This window comes from Streptomyces sp. VRA16 Mangrove soil (genome assembly GCF_017377775.1).
Taxonomy (GTDB): Bacteria; Actinomycetota; Actinomycetes; order Streptomycetales; family Streptomycetaceae; genus Streptomyces.
This window is the reverse complement of record NZ_JAFVLN010000026.1, coordinates 43,370-63,373: the sequence shown is the minus strand read 5'-3', so window position 1 is coordinate 63,373 and position 20,004 is coordinate 43,370. Positions and strand designations below refer to the sequence as shown.

The window sequence follows — 20,004 nt, the reverse complement described above, 5'->3', positions numbered from 1 at the left end:
ATGCGCATCTGCGTAGTAGCCCTCGGCAAGATCGGTCTTCCGCTGGCCGTCCAGTTCGCCGCCAAGGGGCACGAGGTCGTCGGCGCCGACGTCGACGAACGCGTCGTGACCCTGGTGAACGACGGCGTCGAGCCCTTCCCCGGCGAGCACGACCTCGGGCCGCGGCTCAAGAAGGCCGTCACGGAAGGGAGGCTGAGGGCCACGACCGAGACGGCGGAGGCCGTCGCCGCGGCACAGGCCGTCGTGCTCGTCGTCCCGCTGTACGTCGACGCCGACGGCGCCCCGGACTTCGGCTGGATGGACGCCGCCACCAAGGAGGTGGCCCGCGGCCTGCGGCCCGGCACGCTGGTGTCGTACGAGACGACCCTGCCCGTCGGCACCACCCGCACCCGCTGGGCGCCCATGCTGGAAGAGGGCTCCGGGCTGCGGGCCGGGCGGGACTTCAGCCTCGTCTTCAGCCCCGAACGGGTGCTGACCGGGCGGGTGTTCAGCGATCTGCGCCGCTACCCGAAGCTGGTCGGCGGCCTCGACGTGGCGTCGGCGCGGGCCGGCGTCGAGTTCTACGAGTCCGTCCTCGACTTCGACGTACGCGACGAACTGCCGCACCCCAACGGCGTCTGGGACCTCGGCTCGGCCGAGGCGGCGGAGCTGGCCAAGCTCGCCGAGACGACGTACCGGGACGTGAACATCGGGCTCGCCAACCAGTTCGCGCGGTTCGCCGACCGCGCCGGGATCGACGTCCTCAAGGTCATCGAGGCGTGCAACTCCCAGCCCTACAGCCACATCCACCGGCCCGGCATCGCGGTGGGCGGGCACTGCATCCCGGTCTATCCGCGGATGTACCTGTGGAACGACCCCGAGGCGACGGTCGTGCGCGCGGCGCGCGAGGCCAACGCCGCGATGCCCGGGTACGCGGTCACCCGGCTCGCGGAGGCGTACGGGGACCTGGCGGGGGCCGAGGTGCTCGTGCTCGGCGCCGCCTACCGGGGCGGCGTCAAGGAGACCGCGTTCTCCGGGGTGTTCGGGGTGGTGGGCGCGCTGCGCTCGGCGGGCGCCGTGCCGTACGTCGCCGATCCGCTGTACACCGACGAGGAGCTGGCCGAGCTGGGGCTCACCCCGTACGCCGGGCAGGACGTGACGGCCGCCGTCGTGCAGGCCGACCACGCGGACTACGCCGAGCTGGGGATCGCCGACCTGCCCGGGGTGCGGGTGCTGGTCGACGGGCGGCGGATCACCGACCCCGCGCGCTGGCCGGGGGCGTGCCGGATCGTGCTGGGCGCGCCCGTCGCCGAGTAGCGCGCGGTCACTCGCCGAACGCGAGCCGCATCCCGAACACGGCGATCACCGTGCCCGTCACCCGGTCCAGGACCCGGCGGGCGCGGGGGCGCCGCAGCCATCCCCGCAGGATGTGCGCGCACCCGATGAGCACCGTCGACCAGAGCAGGCCCAGTGCCACGTGCACGCAGGCCAGGGCGAGACCCATCGCGAAGTGGTTCGTGCCCGCGGGCACGAACTGCGGGAGCATCGCGACGTAGAAGGCGCCCATCTTCGGGTTGAGGACGTTGGTGAGCGTGCCCTGGCGCCAGCCGGAGCGCAGCGAGTCCGCCCCGGCCCTCGGCTCCTCCGGCTCTGGCGCCGGGCGGCCCCGGAACGTCGCGTACAGCATCCGCGCACCCAGCCACACCAGGTACGCGGCACCGGCCCAGCGCAGGATCTCGTACGCGAGGTGGGAGGCGGTGAGCAGGGCCGTCACGCCGAGGGCGCTCAGCGCGCCCCACAGCAGGGTGCCGGTCTGGATGCCGAGGACGACGCCCCAGGCGCGTCTGCGGTGGCCGAGGGCCGCGGTGCGCAGGATCAGGGCGGTGTCGAGTCCGGGAGTGAGGGTGAGGAGCCCCACGACCAGGGCGAAGGACCAGAGTGCGGTGCTTGTTGCCATGGAAGGCCAGCGTAAGTCATGCGGGTCCGAGCTCGGTGAGGCGGCCCTCGGGAGACTCCGCGTAGCGGGCGCCCGTGCGCGGGCACTCCCAGGTGCCGTCCGCCCGCTCGGCCAGCCGCTCCCCGGCCCGGCCCACCCAGCCGATCCGCCGCGCCGGCACCCCGGCCACGAGCGCGAAGTCCGGCACGTCACGGGTGACCACCGCGCCCGCCGCGACCATCGCCCAGCGGCCCACCCGTACCGGCGCCACACACACCGACCTGGCCCCCAGCGAGGCGCCCTCCTCGACCGTCACGCCGACCGGTTCCCAGTCCGACGCCGACTTCAGCGCGCCGTCCACACCGACCGCCCGCGGGTTGTGGTCGTTGGTGAGGACGACCGCGGGGCCGACGAAGACGCCGTCGGCGAGGGTCGCGGGCTCGTAGACCAGCGCATGGTTCTGGATCTTCACGTGCGTGCCGACGCTGACCCCCGTGCCGATGTACGCGCCGCGCCCCACCACGCACCCCTCGCCGAGCGTCGCGCCCTCCCGGATCTGGGCCAACTCCCAGACGCAGGTGCCGGATCCGAGGGTCACGGAGTCATGGACCTGGGCGCCGTCCGCGATCCGGACGGCGGTTCGGGCGGTCGGGGCTGAAGCGGTCGTTGTCGTCATGAACTGTGCAACGAGCGGCGCGGTCGGTCGTTTGCATGGCATGCAGAACATTCCCGGCCGTACGCCGGATGTCAGCGTCGTCGTCGCCGTCTACAACACGATGCCGTACCTCACGGAGTGCCTCACCTCGCTCGTCGGGCAGACCATCGGTCTCGACGGGCGGATGGAGATCATCGCGGTCGACGACGGGTCGACGGACGGCGGCGAGAAGGAGCTCGACCGGTTCGCCGGACTGCACCCCGACGTCTTCACCGTGGTGCACCAGCCCAACTCCGGCGGCCCCGCCGCGCCGAGCAACCGGGCCCTCGACCTGGCACGCGGCCGGTACGTGTTCTTCGTCGGCGCCGACGACCGGCTCGGGCCCGAGGCGCTGGAGCGGCTCGTCGACGCCGCCGACCGGCTGGAGTCCGACGTCGTGCTGGGCCGCATGGTCGGGGTCAACGGACGCACCGTGCCCCGCGCCGTCTTCAAGTCCTCCCAGGACGACGTGCGCCTCGAGGACTCGGCGCTGCCCTGGGCGCTGTCCAACACCAAGCTGTTCCGCCGCGAACTGATCGAGCGGCACGGGCTGCGCTACCCGGAGGAGTACCCCGTCCTCAGCGACCAGCCGTTCACGCTGGAGGCGTGCTTCCGGGCCGCGCGGATCTCCGTACTCGCCGACTACGACTACTACTTCGCCGTGCGCCGCGAGGACGACAGCAACGTCACCTTCCGGCACCGGATGGTCGACCGGCTGCGCGCCACCACCGCGATCATGGCCCTCACCGAGCGGATGACCGAACCCGGACGCGGCCGCGACTGGATCAACCAGCGGCACACCACCTGGGAGCTGGCCCCGCTCGTCGCGCCCGAACTGCTCGAACTGAGCGACGAGGAACAGCGGACCGTCTGCGAGGGGCTCGGCGCGCTCATGCGCAAGTACGGCAGCGACTACGCGCTGCGCAAGCTCGACCGGCGCCAGCGGCTGCTGATGCGGCTCGCCGAACGGGGCGCCACACAGGCCCTGCTGGACGTCGTACGCCACCCGCAGCCGCCGCTGCACCTGGAGGGCGAGCGCGCGTACGCCGCCCACCCCTGCTTCCGCGATCCCGAACTCGGCCTGCCCGACGAGTGGTTCGACATCACGGCCGAGACGCGCAGCGCCTGGGCCGGACAGTTCCTGGCCCCCGCCGACGTGCGGTGGGACGACACCGGGCTGCGCATCGTCACGTCCAGCTCGCTGCCCGACCTCGCGGCCTTCGGCGCGGAGTGCGTCGTCGTCGACGGCACGGCGCAGGGGCAGCCCGCCGCCGTCGAGCTGGACTGCCGCGAGCAGGGCACGCTCATCCGGGTCGCGCTGCCCGTCGCCGGACTGTTCCCCCGCGGGCAGCGGCCGGTCCCGGCGCAGACCGTGCGGCTGAGCGTGCGCGCCCTCGGCGTCACGCACGACATCCCGCTCCCGGTCGTGCCGCCCGCGCGCCGCCACTGGCACCGCACCCGCGCCTACGTCGTCGCGCCGCGCCCGGAGCGGAACGGCGCGATGACGCTCGCCGTGGCCCCGGTCGCCGCCCGCCAGCTGGCGAAGGGGCTCGCCCGCCGGCTGCGCCCCGGTGATCAGGACGACGCCTGAGGCGCCGGGTCACCCGGGTGGGCCAGTACAAGTGACCGAGCGCGGGCGGCGGTGTTGGGCCTGGGATGAAGATCTTGAGCCGTCCCCACGTCCCGCCCGGCCCGAGCGTCCCCGCGACCCGCCGGGCCCCCGCCCCCACCTCCTCCTCCGCCGCCGCCCCGCGGTGGGTCCTGCCCGCCGCCGTCCTCGCCGGCACCGCCCTCGTCGGCCTGCGGGCCACCGCCCTCGGGCAGTGGATCGTCGACGACGCCGCCGTCACCTTCGCCTACGTCCGCAGCCTGGGGGAGGGGCTCGGTCCCGTGCAGCAGGCCGGGGCCGGTCCCGTCGAGGGGTACTCCAACCCGGCCTGGCTGCTGCTCCTCCTGGTCGGGCGGGCCCTCGGCCTCTTCGACCGCGGCGCCTGGTCCGGGGTGAGCGACCTCGTGCTCTTCCCGAAGGCGCTCGCCCTCGGCTGCGTCGCCGGGACGCTGGCGTGCGTCGGCGGCGCGGCCCGGGTCGCCGTGGGGCGCCGGGCCTGGATCGTCGTCCTCGCCACCGGCGCGCTCCTCGCGGCGAACCTCTCCTACGTCGTGTGGGCGTTCTCCGGCCTGGAGAACGCCCTGTACGGGCTGTGCGCCGCCGCGCTCGCCCTGCTGCTCGCCCGCGGCCGGCCAGGGCCGCGTGCCGCGCTCGGGGCCGCCGCTCTCGCCCTGGCCGCCGCGCTGACCCGCCCCGACGGCGCCGTCCTCGCCGCCGCGTACCCGCTCACCGTGCTGCTGCGCAGGCAGCGCGGCGCCGTCCGCGACGGGCTCCTCAACTGCTCGGCCTTCGGCGCCTGTTACGGCCTCTTCCTCCTGTGGCGGCACTCCGTGTTCGGCCTGTGGGTCCCCAACACGGCCGTGGCCAAGTCCCAGCAGGCCCCGGAACCGGAGGAACTGGCGAAGGTCGGCGACCTGCTCGGGTACGCCGGCTGGGCGCTCGTCCTCGTCGGCGTGGGCTGCGCGGGCCTGGTCGCGGCCCGGCCGGGTCCGGCCCGGCGCGTGCTCGGCACGCTCTGCGTCCCGCTCGCCCTCGCCCTGATCGCCTTCGGCGCGCTGGCGCCCGACTGGATGCCGCTGTACCGGTTCGCGACGCCGGTGTGGGTGCTCGGTTCGGCCGTCGCCGCGCTCGCCGGCACCGCCGTGTGGACCGGCACGCGGGCGCGCGGACGCGTGCTCGTCGGCTGCGGGGTGGCCGGTGCGCTGACCCTGTCGCTCACCGGACAGGCCGCCCACAACCGGGAGTTCACCCACGAGCCGACCCTGTCCATGTGCTGGGTCGCCGACCGCTACGGCCGCACCTTCGACGCGTACGCCGACCGGCTCGGCCTGCGCCCCGGAGCCACCGTCGCCCTGCCCGACCTCGGCGGCACCCTGCTCACCACCCGGCTCAAGGTCGTCGACCTCGCCGGGCTCACCGACCGCAGGATCGCCGACGCCTACGCCGCCCGGGACAGGGCGGCCCTCGTCCACTACGTCCTGCGCGAGGTGCGCCCCGCACTGCTGCACGTCCACGCCGCCTGGCCCGGCAGGTCGGGGCTGACCCGCGCCCGCCTCACCGCGGCCGGCTACGTCCCGCTGTACCGCGAGGAGAACGGCGGCGACTACGTCCTGGCCTCCGCCGTCCCCGGCGGCGCCCGCCGCATCGCCGCGGTCCGCTCCTGGGCCCGGCCCGTGATCGACCGCATGCGGCACGAGAAGCACCAGGAGCGGGGCCGGCTGGGCGACTGCGGGGCCCGTCTGGTGCCGCCGTCCGGGGCCGCCGGGCAGGCGCTGCGTCCGGCCCCCGCCCCGGACGCCCCGGGCGAGACCGGCCCCAGGCCGACGCCCCCGCACGGGGTGGCCCCGGCCCGTCCCCTTCCTCTGGCCCCGCTGGCTCCCGCCCCGAGCCCCGACGCCCCCTTCGCGCCCGCCTCCTGGAAGGCGGCCCGATGACCTCGCTCCTCGTCCCGCCGCAGACTCCGCGCCCCCGCACCCGCGTCCGCCGGGCCGACCGCCTGGACTCCCTCACCGGGCTGCGCTTCCTCGCCGCGTTCGCCGTGTTCACGCATCACTTCACCGGCGCCGGTGCCACGGGCGGCGTCGCCCACACCCCCGCCCTGTTCCCGTACTCGACGATGGGCGTCAACGGCGTCGGGTTCTTCTTCGTCCTGTCCGGCTTCCTGCTCGCCTGGGGCCACCGCGCCGGAACCCCCGCCCGCGTCTTCTACTGGCGGCGCGTCGCCCGTATCGTCCCGCTGCACCTCGCCGCCACCGTGCCCTGCATCTGGGTCTTCCACGTGTGGGGCGGCGTCCCCTGGGACCTGCCCAGCTTCCTCGCCTCCGTCTTCCTCGTGCAGACCTGGTTCCCCGGCGTCGTCCCGATGTTCCCGGGCAACGGGGTCTCCTGGACGCTGAGCGTCGAGGCGTTCTTCTATCTGCTCTTCCCGCTCGTGATCCGCGGCGCCTACCGGCTGCGCACCCGCACCCTGCTCGCGCTCGCGGCCGCCGGGCTCGTCGCCATGGCGGCCGTCAACTCCTGGGCGCTCACGCACCTTTCGCCGTTCCACGCGGAGTGGCTGATGCGCAATCCACTGGCCCGGCTCCCCGAGTTCGCGCTCGGCACCGCCCTCGCCCTGGCCGTCGGGCGCGGCCTGTCGCTGCGGCCCCGCCCGGCGGTCCTCGCCGTGCTCTTCGCCTCGTACACCGTCGTCCACGTGCATCGGGACCAGCGGTTCGACCACGCCGTGGCCGTGCAACTCGCCGCCACCGTGCGGCCGTTGGTGGCGCTCTTCTCCGCCCTGCTGATCGTCGCCCACGTGCAGCGCGAGCGGGCCGGCGAGCGCGGCTGGCTCTGCACGCCGCTGATGATGCGGCTCGGCGCCTGGTCGTACGCCTTCTATCTGCTGCACCAGACCGTGAACCGGCTGATCCTGGACCACTGGGGACAGGCCGCCCCCGGCAACCAGAACGTCTTCGTGCTGATCGGCGTCGCGACCGTGGTCGTCGCCCTGTCCTGGGCCGCGTACCGGTACGTCGAGGAGCCCGCGCGGCGCGCACTCACCGGACGCCGCTCCCCGTAGGGCGCGGCAGTGGACCACCGGCCCCCGTGTCCCGTGGCACGGGGGCCGGGGCGTGATCACTCGAATGGCCCAGAACGGGTGACCGGGCGCGGCGGCACCTGTTGTTCACGAGTGAGCCACCGCCAGCTCACTCAGTCACCGCCGTTGTCCGGAAGGAATGTGCGCCGCGCATGACACCCCGACTCACCGTCGTCGTCCCCATCTACAACGTCGAGGACTACCTGGGCGCCTGCCTGGAGTCGCTCGCGGCGCAGACCATGCGTGACCTGGAGATCGTGATGGTCGACGACGGCTCCACCGACGGCAGCGGGGACATCGCGCGCCGGTTCGCCGCCGACGACGCCCGGTTCCGGCTCGTCGAGCAGGCCAACGCGGGACTCGGCGCCGCCCGCAACGCCGGCGTACGGCACGCGACCGGCGGCCACCTCGCCTTCGTCGACAGCGACGACGTGATCCCCGAGACCGCGTACGCGCTGATGCTGGACACCCTGGAGGAGTCCGGCTCCGACTTCGTCACCGGCAATGTGTTCCGGCTGCGCGCCGACGGCACGACGGCCCAGTCGCCCATGTTCCGCAAGGTGATGGCCACGACCCGCACCGGCACCCACGTCACCCGGGACTGGGACCTGCTCGCCGACCGCATCGCCTGCAACAAGGTGTTCCGGCGCGACTTCTGGGAGCAGTACGAGCTCGCCTTCCCCGAAGGGGTGCTCTTCGAGGACATCCCCGTCGTGCTGCCCGCGCACTTCCGGGCCCGGCGTGTCGATGTCCTGGCCGACACCGTCTATCTCTGGCGCGACCGCGAGGGATCCATCTCCAACAAGCGCGCCGTCCCGCGCGCGATCCACGACCGCACCGAGTCCTGCGCCTCCGTCAGCCGGCTGCTCGCCACCCGGCCCGAATGGCGCGAGGGCAAACGGCGCTACGACGAGTCGGTGATCTCCGGCGATCTGTGGATGTTCATGGAGGCCCTGCCCGACGGCGACGCCGCCTACCACGAGGCGTTCCTCGACCACGCCAACTCCTATGCGGACAGCGTCGATCCGGGCATCCTCGACGAGCTGCCGCTCGCCCTGCGCGTGCGCTGGCGGCTGATCCGCGAGCGCCGGATGTCCGAACTGCTCGCCTTCATGGCCCACGAGAAGGCGCACCCGGGCGCCTTCCGTGCCCGGCGCGGGCTGCGCGGCCGGCGCGCCGACTTCCCCGTCCTGGAACGGCGGCTGCCGCGCAGCGTGACGGGGCTCGGCAAGGCGGACCTGCCGCTCGACGCCAAGGTCACCCACGCCGCCTGGGACGACGACGGCAAACTGCGGCTCAAGGGCTACGCGTACATCCGCAACCTGCCCGCAGGACGGCTCGCCGCCCGCGCCCGCGTCGCCTGGCTGCGCGCGGGCAGGCGGCGGGCCGTGCCGCTGCGGCTGCGCACCGTGCGCGCCCGCGAGGCCACGCTCGCCTCCAAGCAGGGCCTGCACAACTACGACAGGGCCGGGTTCGAGACCGTCGTCGACCCGGCCAGGCTGGTCACGGGGCGCGCCAGCACCACCTGGAACCTGGAGTTCGGCGCGTACGCGGGCGGGCTGCTGCCGCGCACCGGGCCGGTGCGGATGAGCGGCCCGTGCCCGGTGCCGGTCCGCGACCTCGACGACTTCCTGCGGATCGTGCCCACGCTCAGCGGCGGACGGCTGCGGCTGCGGACCGAGCGCACCCGGGCGCGGCTCACCGGCCACGAGTGCGACGGTGAACTGGTCACCTTGAAAGGCGAGTTGGCGCCGGGCGCCCCGACCGACGTCGTCTCGGTGACCGTCGAGAACTGGCGCACCAAGGAGTCCCACACCCTGCCCGCCGCCGTCGACGGACGGACCTTCACCGCCACCGTCCCGCTGTCCCTGTTCGGCGGGTCGACGGAGGCGGCCGACCCCTGGGGCGTCAGTCTGCTGCGCGCCGACGGCACCCCGGTCGTGCTGCCGGTGCGCTCCGACATCGCGCCCGGCCGCTACGGGCTCGGCGGCGGCCGGGAACTAATGGTCCTCGCCAACCCGCACGGCAACACCGAACTGCGCGATCAGACCGTACGGCCCGTCGTCGACACCGTCCGCTGGGAGGAGTGCGGCGAGGGCAGCGCCTGCCGGGTGTGCGCCGACTGCCGCGAGCCCGGACATCTGCTGCTCGCGGGCAGCTACCCGGCCGCAGGGCGCCGGGAGCTGGTCCTGGTGCACGGCGGCCACGACGAGGAGGCCGTGCTGCCGGTGCTGCTCGCCGACGGCCGCTTCGAGGCCGTCGTGCGGCCGCACGCGGTCGACGGTCCCGCGGGCGTCCTGCCGCTGGCCGAGGGCGCCTGGCGGCTGTTCCTGCGGGAACCCGGCGACAGTGACCCGGACCGGCGGGTGCCGGTGCTCGTCGCGCCCGCCCGGCACGCCGAACTGCCCCTCGTACGGACCCTGCGCGGCCGCGAGTTCACCGTGCGCCGCCGCGACCACTACCACCTCGTGCTCGCCTCCGGCTCCGCCCTGCCCGAGCCCGACCGGGGCCGCGGCGCCCAGGCCGCGCTGCGCGAGCGGTACGCCGCCCAGCGCACCCTGCCGCGCCGCGACGCCGTCCTGCACGCCAGCTTCGACGGCCGCCAGTACTCGGACTCGCCGCGCGCCGTGCACGAGGAACTGGCCGCCCGTGACACCCGCCTCGAACACCTCTGGGTCGTCCGCGACCAGCAGGTCGACGTGCCGCCGGGCGTCACGCCGGTCGCCCTGTGGAGCACCGAGTGGTACGAGGCCCTCGCCCGCTGCCGCTACATCGTCACCAACACCCATCTGCCCGACTGGTTCGAGCGCGCCGAGGGCCAGTACGTCGTGCAGACCTGGCACGGCACCCCGCTCAAGCGCATCGGCCGCGACCTGCTCGGCTCCGCGTCCGCCGACCCGAAGTACATCGCGACGCTGCCGGCCCGCGCCGACCAGTGGTCGCTGCTCGTCTCCCCGAACAGCTTCGCCACCCCGGTGCTGCGCGGCGCCTTCGGCTACACCGGCGACGTCCTCGCCTCCGGCTATCCCCGCAACGACGTGCTGCACGCGCCCGACCGCGACAAACTCGCCGCCTCTGTGCGCGACCGGCTCGGCATCCCCGACGACCGGCGGGTCATCCTGTACGCCCCGACCTGGCGCGAGAACCAGCCGCGCAGCGCGGGCCGGTACGGACTCGACCTCCAGCTCGACCTGACCGCGGCCGAGGCCGCCCTCGGCGACGACCACGTGCTCCTCGTGCGCCGCCACTACCTCGTCGGCGGCACCGTGCCCGTCTCCGACTTCGTACGGGACGTCTCCCGGCACCCCGACGCCGCCGAACTCCTCCTGATCGCCGACGTGCTGGTGACGGACTACTCCTCGATGATGTTCGACTTCGCCCAGACGGGCCGCCCGATGCTCTTCCACACCTACGACCTCGACCACTACCGGGACAGCCTGCGCGGCTTCTACTTCGACTTCGCCGCGCAGTCCCCGGGCCCGCTGCTGCGCACCAGCGACGAGGTGATCGCGGCGCTGCTCGACGCGGACGCCGCCGTCGCCGGGCACCGCGAGGCCTACCAGCGGTTCCGCGAGGCGTTCTGCGACCTGGACGACGGCACCGCCGCCGCGCAGGTCGCCGACGCGATGCTCGCCCACGAGGCGAACGGGGCCGGCCGATGAGCGCCTTCCTCCCCGCGGCCTCCACCGCGGCCCAGGACGCCGAGCTCTTCGACGTCAGCGTCGTCGTCGACTGCCCCGCGGGCACGGACCCGGCGCGGCTGCGGGAGACCGTCCGCTCGGTGCTCGACCAGACCCTCGCCGGCACCGAGGCCGCGCTCGTCGGCGACGGCGTCGGCGACGCGGGCGCCGCACTCGCCGCCGACCACCCGCACCGGGTGCGGACCGGCGCGCCCCGCGGCACCTTCGTCCTGCCCCTCGCGCCGGGCGAGCGCCTGGAGCGCAACGCCTGCCGCAACCTGTTCGCCGCCGCCCGGCGCACCGACGCCGACCTGGTCGCGGGCCGCTGGACCCGGCCGACCGGACCCGGCGCCAAGGAGCGGGCACCCGAGTGGCAGGCCGACCTGTACGGCAGGTCCCGGGTGGTCACCGGGGTGGCCGAGGCCCCCGAGCTGGTGACGCGGGACGCGCTCGACGCGGGCTGCGCGGTGCGCCGCACCCGCTGGAACCCGGGCGCGGCGGGCGTCGACCTGGCCCTCGCCGCCCGCCGGATCGCCCTCGTCCCCAACCTGATCACCCGCCGGCCCGCCGCCCCCGACCCCCGCGAGGGTCTGCGGGCCGCGGCCGTCGCCCAGCGCCACGCGCTCGCCGTGCTGCCCGACGCCGAGCTGCGCGGCGCCCGCGCCCGCGCCTTCCTCGCCGACCATGTGCTGCCGTGCGCCCGCGCCTTCCTCGGCCTCGACCGCACCCGGCGGACCGAACTCGCCGTCGAGTACGCCGGGCTGCTCGACGGACTGATCTCCGAGAGCGCCCTGCGCGAGCTGCCCGCCCTGGAGCGGGTCGCCGTCGCCCTGCTCGCCGACGGCGACGCCGAGGGGGTGCTCGCCGCCGCGTACGCGCTGGAGCGGCCCGGCACCGTCGTCGTCCCGCCGGTGGGCCGCGACGGCCGCGTGTACTGGAGCGCCGCACACACCACGGCGACCTACGACATCACCGAACTCGGCTGCCAGCACCGCCCGTTGAGCGGGCTCAAGCCGCTCGCCAAGGTCACCCGGTGCCTGCGCGAGGGCGGCCGGCTCGTCATCAAGGGGCGGGTCGTCGCCCCGCTCGGCCTGTTCGACGGCGAGCGCGCCACGACCCTCACCGCGGACCTCGCGCTCAAGCCGCGCGGCGCCGGCGGCGACGGCGTGCGCGTGCCCGTCGACGACGTCCGCCTCAAGGGCGAGCACATCGTGTGGCGCGCCAGTGTGCCGCTCACCAGGATCCTGCGCCCGCGCGGCATCGGCGACCGCAACTGGGACCCGCGGCTGCTGCTCACCGTCGACGGCGAACACCTGCCGCCGCTCGACCTGTTCGCGGAGAAGGACGCTGTCGACACCAGGGCGACCGCGCTCCCCGCCCGGCCGCGGCTGTCCCGGCTCACCGCCGACACCTGGCAGCCGTACGTCACCGCGGGCCACCACCTCGCCGTCTGTCTGCTGCCCAAGCGGCGCCTCGCCCGCAAGGCCAACGCCCTCGCCCGGTACGCCACCACCTTCCGCCCGGCCCGCGTGCTCAAGCGGAGCTGGAAGAAGGCGGCCAAGAAGTACGCGGCCCTGCACTCCCGGCGCACCAAGACGAGCGTCTACCGGCATGTGCTGCGCCGGCTGCCCGTCAGCCGCGGCACGGTCGTCTTCGAGAGCCACATGGGCAAGTGCTACGGCGACAGCCCGCGGGCCGTCCACGAAGAGCTGACGGCCCGGCGGCGCGGCGCCCGCGTCGTGTGGTCGTACGCGACGAGCCGCGACGGCTTCCCCCAGGACGCCACGCTGGTGCGCCGCTGGTCCTGGCGGTATCTGTGGGCGCTCGCGCGCGCCGAGTGGTGGGTCGACAACCAGGGCTTCCCGCACGCCCTCGACAAGCCGGAGCACACCACGTACCTGCAGACCTGGCACGGCTCCGCGTACAAGCGGATGGGCTACGACGAGATCCGCCACAAGACGCAGAACGCCCCGCAGCGCGAACAACTCATGCGCGCCGTGGGCCGGTTCGACAAGTTCCTCGTCCGCTCCGAGCACGACGTCGACACGCTCGCGCGCGCCTACCGCATCCCCGAGGACCGGCTGATGCGCATCGGCTACCCGCGCAACGACCGGCTCGTGGCCGCCCGCGAACGCGACGAGCGCGAGGGCCGCTTCCCGCGCCCGGCCCTCGCCGCCGAGCTCGGTATCCCCGACCACAAGACGGTCGTCCTGTACGCCCCCACGTTCCGCGGCACCCCGAAGACGAACAAGAAGGCCCAACTCCTGCTGGACGTGGGCCGGTTCGCGGAGCGCTTCGGCGACACCCACGTCCTCCTCGTGCGGGCCCACTACATGGAGGCGGCGAGCCTGCCGGTCACGCCGTACGGAACCGTCCACGACGTCTCGGCCCACCACGACGTGAGCGAGCTGCTCTGTCTCGCCGACGTGTTGATCACGGACTACTCGTCGATCATGTTCGACTACGCGCTCCTGGACCGGCCGATCGTGCACTTCGCACCCGACCTCGACCGGTACACCGCCGAACGCGGCAGCTACTTCGACCTGCGGGCGCGGGCCGGGGGACCGGTCGTCGAGACGCAGGACGCACTGCACCGCACGCTCGGCCGGGTCAAGGAGAGCGACGCCGAGTGGCAGGAGGCGCGGCGCGCGTTCGCCGCCGAGTTCGGGACGTACGACGACGGGGGCGCCGCCCGCGCCGTCGTCGACGCCCTCTTCACGCGAAAGGCGGGCAAGTGATGACGACGGCCGGTGTACGGACCCGGGAGCGGGACCTCTTCCTCGTCGCCAACTCCACGGACGAGCTGGGCGGCGTCACCGCCTGGACCCATCAGATGGCCCGGCTGTTCCGGTCCGCCGGGCACCGGGTGCATGTCATCGGCGTGCACCGGGCCGACCTGAAGATGGCGGTGCCCGAGGAACCCGACTACCCGGTGACCGCGCTGTACCCCGCGCATCCGCTCACCGCCCGGCCGATGCGCGGCCGACGCCGGTTCAGCGTGCCCGCGCGGCGCCGGGAGGCCCGCCGGATCGCCGCCAAGAAGGCGGCCGTCGCCGAGCTCGACGCGATCCTGGGCGCGGCCCGGCCCGGCTCGGTCGTCATCGTCACGCAGGTGTGGCCCATGGAGTGGCTGCGCGAGATCGACACCTCGCACCTCATGGTCATCGGCATGAGCCACGAGTCGTTCGCGTACTCGCGCGCCTGCCACCGCTACCACTGGGTGAAGCGGCACTACCCGCACGTCGATCACTGGCTCGCCCTCACCCAGGAGGACGCCGACATCTGGACCGCCGAGGGCATGGACAACGTGGGCTTCATGCCCAACGCCCTCGCTCACCTGCCCGCCGTGCCCTCCCCGCGCACGGCGAAGACGGTCTGTTCCATCGGGCGGCTCGCCGACCAGAAGGGGGTCGACATGCTCCTCGACACCTGGGCGCGGGTCGCTCCGCACCGGCCGGACTGGGAGCTGCACCTGTACGGCGCCGGTACCGACGAGCCCGAACTGCGCCGGCAGTGCGCCGAGCTGGGGCTCGACGGCAGCGTGCGGTGGCGGGGCCGCACCGACGACGTGCCCGCCGCGCTCGCCGCCTCCTCCGTCTTCGTGCAGTCGTCGCGGGGCGAGGGGTTTCCGCTCGCGCTCATGGAGGCGATGGCCAGTGCGGTGCCGTGCGCGGCGTTCGACTGTGCGCCGGGTGTGCGGGAGATCATCCGCGACGGCGAGGACGGGTTGCTGGCGCCGCTCGGTGACATCGACGCCCTGGCCGACCGGCTCCTCCGCCTGACCGGCAACCCCCGCCTGCGCGACGCCCTGGGCACCCGCGCCCGCACCAACGTCCAACGCTTCTCGGAGCAACGGGTCCTGGACATGTGGCAGGACCTGTTCGCCCTCCTGGAGCGATAACCCCGCCGGGCCCCTTGCCTTGGGCAATCTGCCGCCATGGGCGGCAGGGTGGGCAAGGCGGCACCCCGGCGCGGGGTGAGCGCTCCAACCGGCCTCCAGCTCGGCGCGGTCGCACCATCGCCGGGTGCAGGCCCGGTGGGGGCTGGTCGCGCAGTTCCCCGCGCCCCTACGGGGCACGGCCACAGCCGCGCGTGCGACGGGGCACGGCCGCAGCCGCGCGTGCGACGGGGCACGGCCGCAGCCGCGCGTGCGACGGGGCACGGCCGCAGCCGCGCGTGCGACGGGGTACGGCCACAACCCCGCGTGCGACGGGGCACGGAGGCAGCCCCGCGCCCCTTCCGGGGCTAGCGCAGGGGGGCGGAAACCCCGGCCCCCTCGACCTGATGAGGAACAGCGGGCGAGGCCCCCGTCGGCTCCTCCCCGAACACCACGCGCCGCACCACCCGCTCCCCGGCCCTCCCGTCCTCGTAAGGACAGAACCGCTCCCGGAAGGCCGTCCGCAACTGCGCGGAGCGCGACCCCCGCCAGTGCCCCGTCGCGAAGATGTCGATCAGCTCGTCCTCGGAGCGGGCCACGGCCCCCGGCGGAAAGGCCCGCAGGTCGAAGTACGTCCCGCGCGCCGCCTCGTACGCCTCCCAGTCGTCCGCGTGGATCACGATCGGCCGGTCGAGCGCCGCGTAGTCGAACATCAGCGAGGAGTAGTCCGTCACCAGCGCGTCCGAGGCGATGCAGAGCGCCTCGACGCTCGGGTGGCCGGAGACGTCGACGAGCCGCGCCGCCTCCACCTCGGAGAGCGGCGCCTCGTACGCGTGGTGCGCGCGCGTGAGGATCGTGAAGCGCGGGCCGAGCGTGCGCAGCATCCGCTCCAGGTCCAGCGGCAGGCGCTGCGTGATCCGGTAGTCCCGGTGCGTGGGCGCGTACAGGACCGCGATCGAGTCCCGCGGGATCCCGAGTGTGTCGCGCAGCCGCGCCCGGTCCTGCGAACTCGCCCGCCGGAACAGGTCGTTGCGGGGGTAGCCGTACTCCAGCGTCGTGTACGAGGCAGGGAAGACCCGCTCCCAGACCAGCGTGGAGTGCCGGTTGGCGGACAGGACGTAGTCCCACTTGTCGGCGCTGCGCAGCAGCTGCCCGAAGTCGGTGCCGCGCGAGGCCGCCGGACGGTCCTGGAGGTCGAGGCCCATCCTCTTCAGCGGCGTGCCGTGCTGCGTCTGCACGAAGACCTGCCCCGGGCGCTTCACGAGCCGGCGGTCGAAGTTGACGTTGTTGACGAGGTACTTGGAGCGGGCGAGCGCCGTCCAGTACGCGGCCGTGCCCGGGGTCAGCCGGCGCGTGCCCGGCGGGACCGTGTGCTGGTGCTCGGGCGCCGCGATCCAGGACGTGCGGATGTGCGGCGCGTGCGTACGGAACGCCTCCTCCAGGGCGCCCGGGTTGCAGCCGTGGCCACGGCCCCAGTACGAGGAGAAGACCGCCTCCTTCTCACGTACCGGGAGCCGGAGCTGGATGCGGTAGTGCAGCTGGAGCGCGGTCGCCCGTGCCGCGCGGCGCGCCTTCGTGACCGTACGGGACAGCCGCCGGCGCACCGCGAGCGCCGTCCACAGCGCCCGGTACGTGCGATGGGTGCCGAGGCGGACCAGAGCGTGCCGCAGCCGGGTGCGCCCCGGCACCCGGGCGCCCGGCGTGCGGTAACGGGCGTAGTACGCACGGGACTTGCGCAGGAACTCGGCGCGGCTGCGGCGCGGCAGCCGGCCCCGCTTGGTGAACAGGGTGGAGAGATGGTCGACCATCCTGCGGAAGATCACCGCGCGCCACTGCGCGTCCAGGTCGGGGTGCTGGTCGAGGAACTCGAAGACCCGCTCGTACTGGTCGAAGATGTCGAAGTGCTTGCGGGACGTCGTGCCGAGGATGTTGCCCTGACGGCGCTGCCGGTAGTGGACGCACACCCGGTCGAGCGTCGCGATCGACTCGGCCGCCATCAGGACCGGGTACGTCCAGGGCGTGTCCTCGTAGTAGCCGGGCGGGAAGGCGAAGCCCTCGCGCTCGATGAAATCCCGGTTGAACGCCTTGCTCCAGACCACCATCAGGAGCCGCAGCAGGCCCGGCCTGTCGCTGAGCCGGAAGACCGCGGGGCCCTCCTGGGTGAGCAGGTGCGCCAGCTGGTTGCGGACTTCGCGGCCGTCCCAGAACGTGCGCGCGTAGTCGAAGTGCAGGACGTCGGGGGAGCCGGTCTCCTTGATGCGGTCCGCGATCGCCTGCAGCGCGCCCGGCGTGAACGTGTCGTCGCTGTCGAGGAAGAGGACGTAGTCGCCGGTGGCGTGTTCGAGTCCGGCGTTGCGGGCGCGGCCCAGGCCGACGTTCTCGCTGAGGTGCACCGCCCGGACCCGGGCGTCGCGCGCCGCGAACTCGTCGATGATCTCCCCGCACGCGTCCGGTGAGCAGTCGTCCACCGCGATCACTTCGAGGTCCGTGAAGGACTGCTCCAGGACCGACCTGAGGCACTCGTGCAGGTACGCCTGCACCTTGTACACGGGGACGATGACACTGAACCGGGGCAAGGTGACACATCCATGGGTCGGCGCGGGCATTCTGCCCGGGAACGGCCGGCCCGCCGGGCGGGTTACGCCGGATGCGGCATACGGGGGACGTACGTGCGCGTGCGGTCTCGTACGGGTGAGGGGCGCGGGAAGGACGCGGGAGGAACGCGTCAGGGGCGGGCCCGGTCGTCCTCCCGGGCCCGCCCCTCGGTCGTGTCGCTCGTCCCGCGTGGCTACTTCACGGCGCCCGCCATCACACCGGACACGAACTGCCGCTGGAACGCGAAGAACACGGCCAGCGGGATCACCATCGAGATGAACGCGCCGGGACCGAGCACGTCGACGTTGTTGCCGAACTGCCGCACCTGGGTCTGCAGGGCGACCGTGATCGGCTGGCTGCCCGCGTCCGTGAAGACCAGCGCCACCAGCATGTCGTTCCACACCCACAGGAACTGGAAGATGCCGAGCGAGGCGATCGCCGGCGCCGCCAGCGGCATCACCACCCGTACGAACAGCCGCAGTTCACCCGCGCCGTCGAGCCGCGCCGCCTCCAGGAGTTCCCGGGGGATCTCCGCGAAGAAGTTCCGCAGCAGGAACACCGCGAACGGCAGCCCGAAGCCGACATGGAAGAGCACCACCCCCAGCACCGAGCCGAAGATGCCGATGTCGCCGAAGAGCTTGGCGATCGGCAGCAGGGCCAGCTGCACCGGGACCACGAGCAGCCCCACCACGACCAGGAACCACCAGTCGCGGCCCGGGAACTCCATCCACGCGAACGCATAGCCCGCCAGCGACCCGATCACGATCACGAGCAGCGTCGCCGGGACCGTGATCAGGACCGTGTTCACCAGGGACTTGGTGATGTCGGAGTTGTCCAGCAGATTGCTGTAGCTCTGGAAGGTCAGCTGCGAGGGCTTGGAGAACACCTTCCACCAGCCGCTCGCCGACATGTCCTCCGGCGTGCGCAGCGAGGACAGCAGCAGACCGATCGTCGGCACCAGCCAGAGCGCGCCGACCAGGATCAGCACGAACTGCAGCACACCGCCGCCGACCTTCTCGCCGATCCGCCCGGCGAGCGACCGCTCGGCCTTCACCGGGCCCTCCCGGCCGGCCTTCGTCGTGTGGTCGAGGGTGGTCATCGACGCTCCTCCCGCCTCAGTCGCCTCAGGTTGAACCAGATCACCGGGATCACGAGGAGGAGCAGGAGCACCGCGATCGCGCTGGCCAGGCCCGGGTCGTTCTCGTTGAACGCCGACAGGTACAGCTGCAGCGCCAGCACGTTCGCGTCGTCCTGGGAGGAGCCCGGCGCGATGATGTAGACGAGGTCGAAGATCTTCAGGACGTTGATCATCAGGGTGACGAGGACGACCGCGAGCACGGGCGCCAGGAGCGGCACCGTGACTCTGCGGAACACCTGCCACTCGCTCGCCCCGTCGACCCGGGCCGCCTCCAGCAACTCCCGCGGGATCCCGGCGAGTCCGGCGCCGATCAGCACCATCGCGAACCCAGCCCACATCCACACGTACGCGACCATGATCGAGGTCGTCACGATGTTGAGGTAGAGGTCGAAGCCGCCCAGATGGATGGTGAAGAACTTCTTGTCGCCGAGCCACTCGACGCCGTTGTACGCCTCCTTGAAGTTCGAGGCGGGCAGCCGCAGTTTCGCGCCGTCCGCGGCGGCGGGCAGCGTGAACGTGCCGTCGGCCGCGGCCGTGGTGGAGGCCACCACCTTGCCGCCCTTCACCGCCTCGACGCGCATCCCCGGATAGCCGACCTCGGTGGAGTCGACGGCCTGCGGGTGGCCCACGCCCTTGCCGAGCGTGAAGTCCTGCCAGAGCGTGCCGGTGACCTTCCCCGGCGAGGCGCTCGCCGCCTTCGCCGGTTTCGCGTCCTTCGGCATCTGGTCGGCGGCGACACCGACCAGCGGCAGCAGCACGGCCGTGCCCGCCTTCACCGGCTGCTTGGTGAGATACGGGCCCCCGGGCCTGCCGGCCAGCGGATCGTTCGGCCGCGGATGCGCCTTCGGGAACGCGGACGACGAGGAGAACGTGTCATGGACCGAGGTCCACACCGCGTTCACCGCGCCCTTGCCCGGATCCTGGTCGTACACGAGCCGGAAGATGATGCCCGCCGCCAGCATCGAGATCGCCATCGGCATGAAGACGATCAGCTTGAACGCCGTGCCCCAGCGGATCCGCTCGGTGAGCACCGCGAAGATCAGGCCGAGCGCGGTGGCCACCGTCGGGGCCAGCACCATCCACCAGATGTTGTTGTTGATCGCGGCCTTGGTGTCGGAACGGGTGAACAGGGTCTGGTAGTTGTCGAACCCGATGAACGAGTGGCCCGACGCGTTGAAGAAGCTGCGCACGACCGAGTACCCGATCGGGTAGACGACGAGCGCGCCGAGCAGCACGAGGGCGGGCAGCAGGAAGAGGAACGCGACGGTTCTGCGGGTACCCGTCACGCTCTTGAAGCGCCGCGGCGCGGCGCCGTCCGGAGGGGCTGGGGCGGCGGACCCGGGTGTCGCCGACTCCCCCGTGACCAGGGGGGTGCCGACGGGAGTACCCGGGCCGCCGCCGTTCTCTGCGCCGGCGG

General features: G+C 73.4%; 12 protein-coding genes. 7 read left to right on the top strand and 5 right to left on the bottom strand.

Going from position 1 to position 20,004, the window contains the following annotated elements; genetic code table 11:
* Positions 1-1,296: a nucleotide sugar dehydrogenase gene (locus J3486_RS40965; protein WP_207829191.1), complete on the top strand. Its 1,296-nt coding sequence runs from the start codon at positions 1-3 to the stop codon at positions 1,294-1,296.
* A gap of 7 nt (positions 1,297-1,303) precedes the next feature.
* Here J3486_RS40965 and J3486_RS40960 read toward each other — a convergent pair whose 3' ends face one another.
* Positions 1,304-1,936, bottom strand: a complete 633-nt coding sequence (locus J3486_RS40960; protein WP_207829190.1) for a LysE family translocator — start codon at positions 1,934-1,936, stop codon at positions 1,304-1,306.
* A gap of 16 nt (positions 1,937-1,952) precedes the next feature.
* Positions 1,953-2,591: an acyltransferase gene (locus tag J3486_RS40955; RefSeq protein WP_207829188.1), complete on the bottom strand. Its 639-nt coding sequence runs from the start codon at positions 2,589-2,591 to the stop codon at positions 1,953-1,955.
* 40 nt (positions 2,592-2,631) lie between these two features.
* Between J3486_RS40955 and J3486_RS40950 the strand changes: the two genes are divergently transcribed.
* The 6 genes from J3486_RS40950 to J3486_RS40925 all read left to right on the top strand — a co-directional run bounded on the left by J3486_RS40950 (position 2,632) and on the right by J3486_RS40925 (position 14,878).
* On the top strand, positions 2,632-4,200 hold the full coding sequence (locus J3486_RS40950) for a glycosyltransferase (protein WP_207829187.1): 1,569 nt from the start codon (positions 2,632-2,634) through the stop codon (positions 4,198-4,200).
* A gap of 74 nt (positions 4,201-4,274) precedes the next feature.
* Positions 4,275-6,152, top strand: coding sequence for a hypothetical protein (locus J3486_RS40945; RefSeq protein WP_207829186.1), 1,878 nt, complete (start codon positions 4,275-4,277; stop codon positions 6,150-6,152).
* On the top strand, positions 6,149-7,279 hold the full coding sequence (locus J3486_RS40940; RefSeq protein WP_207829185.1) for an acyltransferase: 1,131 nt from the start codon (positions 6,149-6,151) through the stop codon (positions 7,277-7,279). The genes J3486_RS40945 and J3486_RS40940 overlap by 4 nt, the downstream gene beginning before the upstream one ends.
* Before the next feature lie 170 nt (positions 7,280-7,449).
* Complete coding sequence (locus J3486_RS40935; RefSeq protein WP_207829184.1) at positions 7,450-10,959, top strand: bifunctional glycosyltransferase/CDP-glycerol:glycerophosphate glycerophosphotransferase; 3,510 nt, start codon at positions 7,450-7,452, stop codon at positions 10,957-10,959.
* A complete protein-coding gene (locus tag J3486_RS44850) occupies positions 10,956-13,715 on the top strand; it encodes a CDP-glycerol glycerophosphotransferase family protein (protein ID WP_207829183.1) in 2,760 nt (919 codons plus the stop codon). Before J3486_RS40935 ends, J3486_RS44850 begins: the two co-directional genes overlap by 4 nt.
* Positions 13,715-14,878 (top strand): glycosyltransferase, encoded by a 1,164-nt coding sequence (locus J3486_RS40925; protein WP_207829182.1) that lies wholly within the window; start codon positions 13,715-13,717, stop codon positions 14,876-14,878. Before J3486_RS44850 ends, J3486_RS40925 begins: the two co-directional genes overlap by 1 nt.
* Positions 14,879-15,222: 344 nt before the next feature.
* Here J3486_RS40925 and J3486_RS40920 read toward each other — a convergent pair whose 3' ends face one another.
* The 3 genes from J3486_RS40920 to J3486_RS40910 form a co-directional block, all read right to left on the bottom strand.
* Positions 15,223-17,430, bottom strand: coding sequence for a bifunctional glycosyltransferase family 2 protein/CDP-glycerol:glycerophosphate glycerophosphotransferase (locus J3486_RS40920; protein WP_207829180.1), 2,208 nt, complete (start codon positions 17,428-17,430; stop codon positions 15,223-15,225).
* A gap of 212 nt (positions 17,431-17,642) precedes the next feature.
* Positions 17,643-18,548 carry a carbohydrate ABC transporter permease gene (locus tag J3486_RS40915; RefSeq protein WP_207829178.1) on the bottom strand — a complete coding sequence of 302 codons (906 nt, stop codon included), beginning with the start codon at positions 18,546-18,548 and terminating at the stop codon, positions 17,643-17,645.
* Complete coding sequence (locus tag J3486_RS40910; RefSeq protein ID WP_374194831.1) at positions 18,545-19,954, bottom strand: carbohydrate ABC transporter permease; 1,410 nt, start codon at positions 19,952-19,954, stop codon at positions 18,545-18,547. The genes J3486_RS40915 and J3486_RS40910 overlap by 4 nt, the downstream gene beginning before the upstream one ends.
* Positions 19,955-20,004 lie beyond the last annotated feature (50 nt).

Coding starts and splice junctions, on each gene's coding strand:
- J3486_RS40965 (WP_207829191.1), top strand. CDS start 1: ATGCGCATCTGCGTAGTAGCCCTCGGCAAGATCGGTCTTCCGCTGGCC.
- J3486_RS40960 (WP_207829190.1), bottom strand. CDS start 1,936: ATGGCAACAAGCACCGCACTCTGGTCCTTCGCCCTGGTCGTGGGGCTC.
- J3486_RS40955 (WP_207829188.1), bottom strand. CDS start 2,591: ATGACGACAACGACCGCTTCAGCCCCGACCGCCCGAACCGCCGTCCGG.
- J3486_RS40950 (WP_207829187.1), top strand. CDS start 2,632: ATGCAGAACATTCCCGGCCGTACGCCGGATGTCAGCGTCGTCGTCGCC.
- J3486_RS40940 (WP_207829185.1), top strand. CDS start 6,149: ATGACCTCGCTCCTCGTCCCGCCGCAGACTCCGCGCCCCCGCACCCGC.
- J3486_RS40935 (WP_207829184.1), top strand. CDS start 7,450: ATGACACCCCGACTCACCGTCGTCGTCCCCATCTACAACGTCGAGGAC.
- J3486_RS44850 (WP_207829183.1), top strand. CDS start 10,956: ATGAGCGCCTTCCTCCCCGCGGCCTCCACCGCGGCCCAGGACGCCGAG.
- J3486_RS40925 (WP_207829182.1), top strand. CDS start 13,715: ATGACGACGGCCGGTGTACGGACCCGGGAGCGGGACCTCTTCCTCGTC.
- J3486_RS40915 (WP_207829178.1), bottom strand. CDS start 18,548: ATGACCACCCTCGACCACACGACGAAGGCCGGCCGGGAGGGCCCGGTG.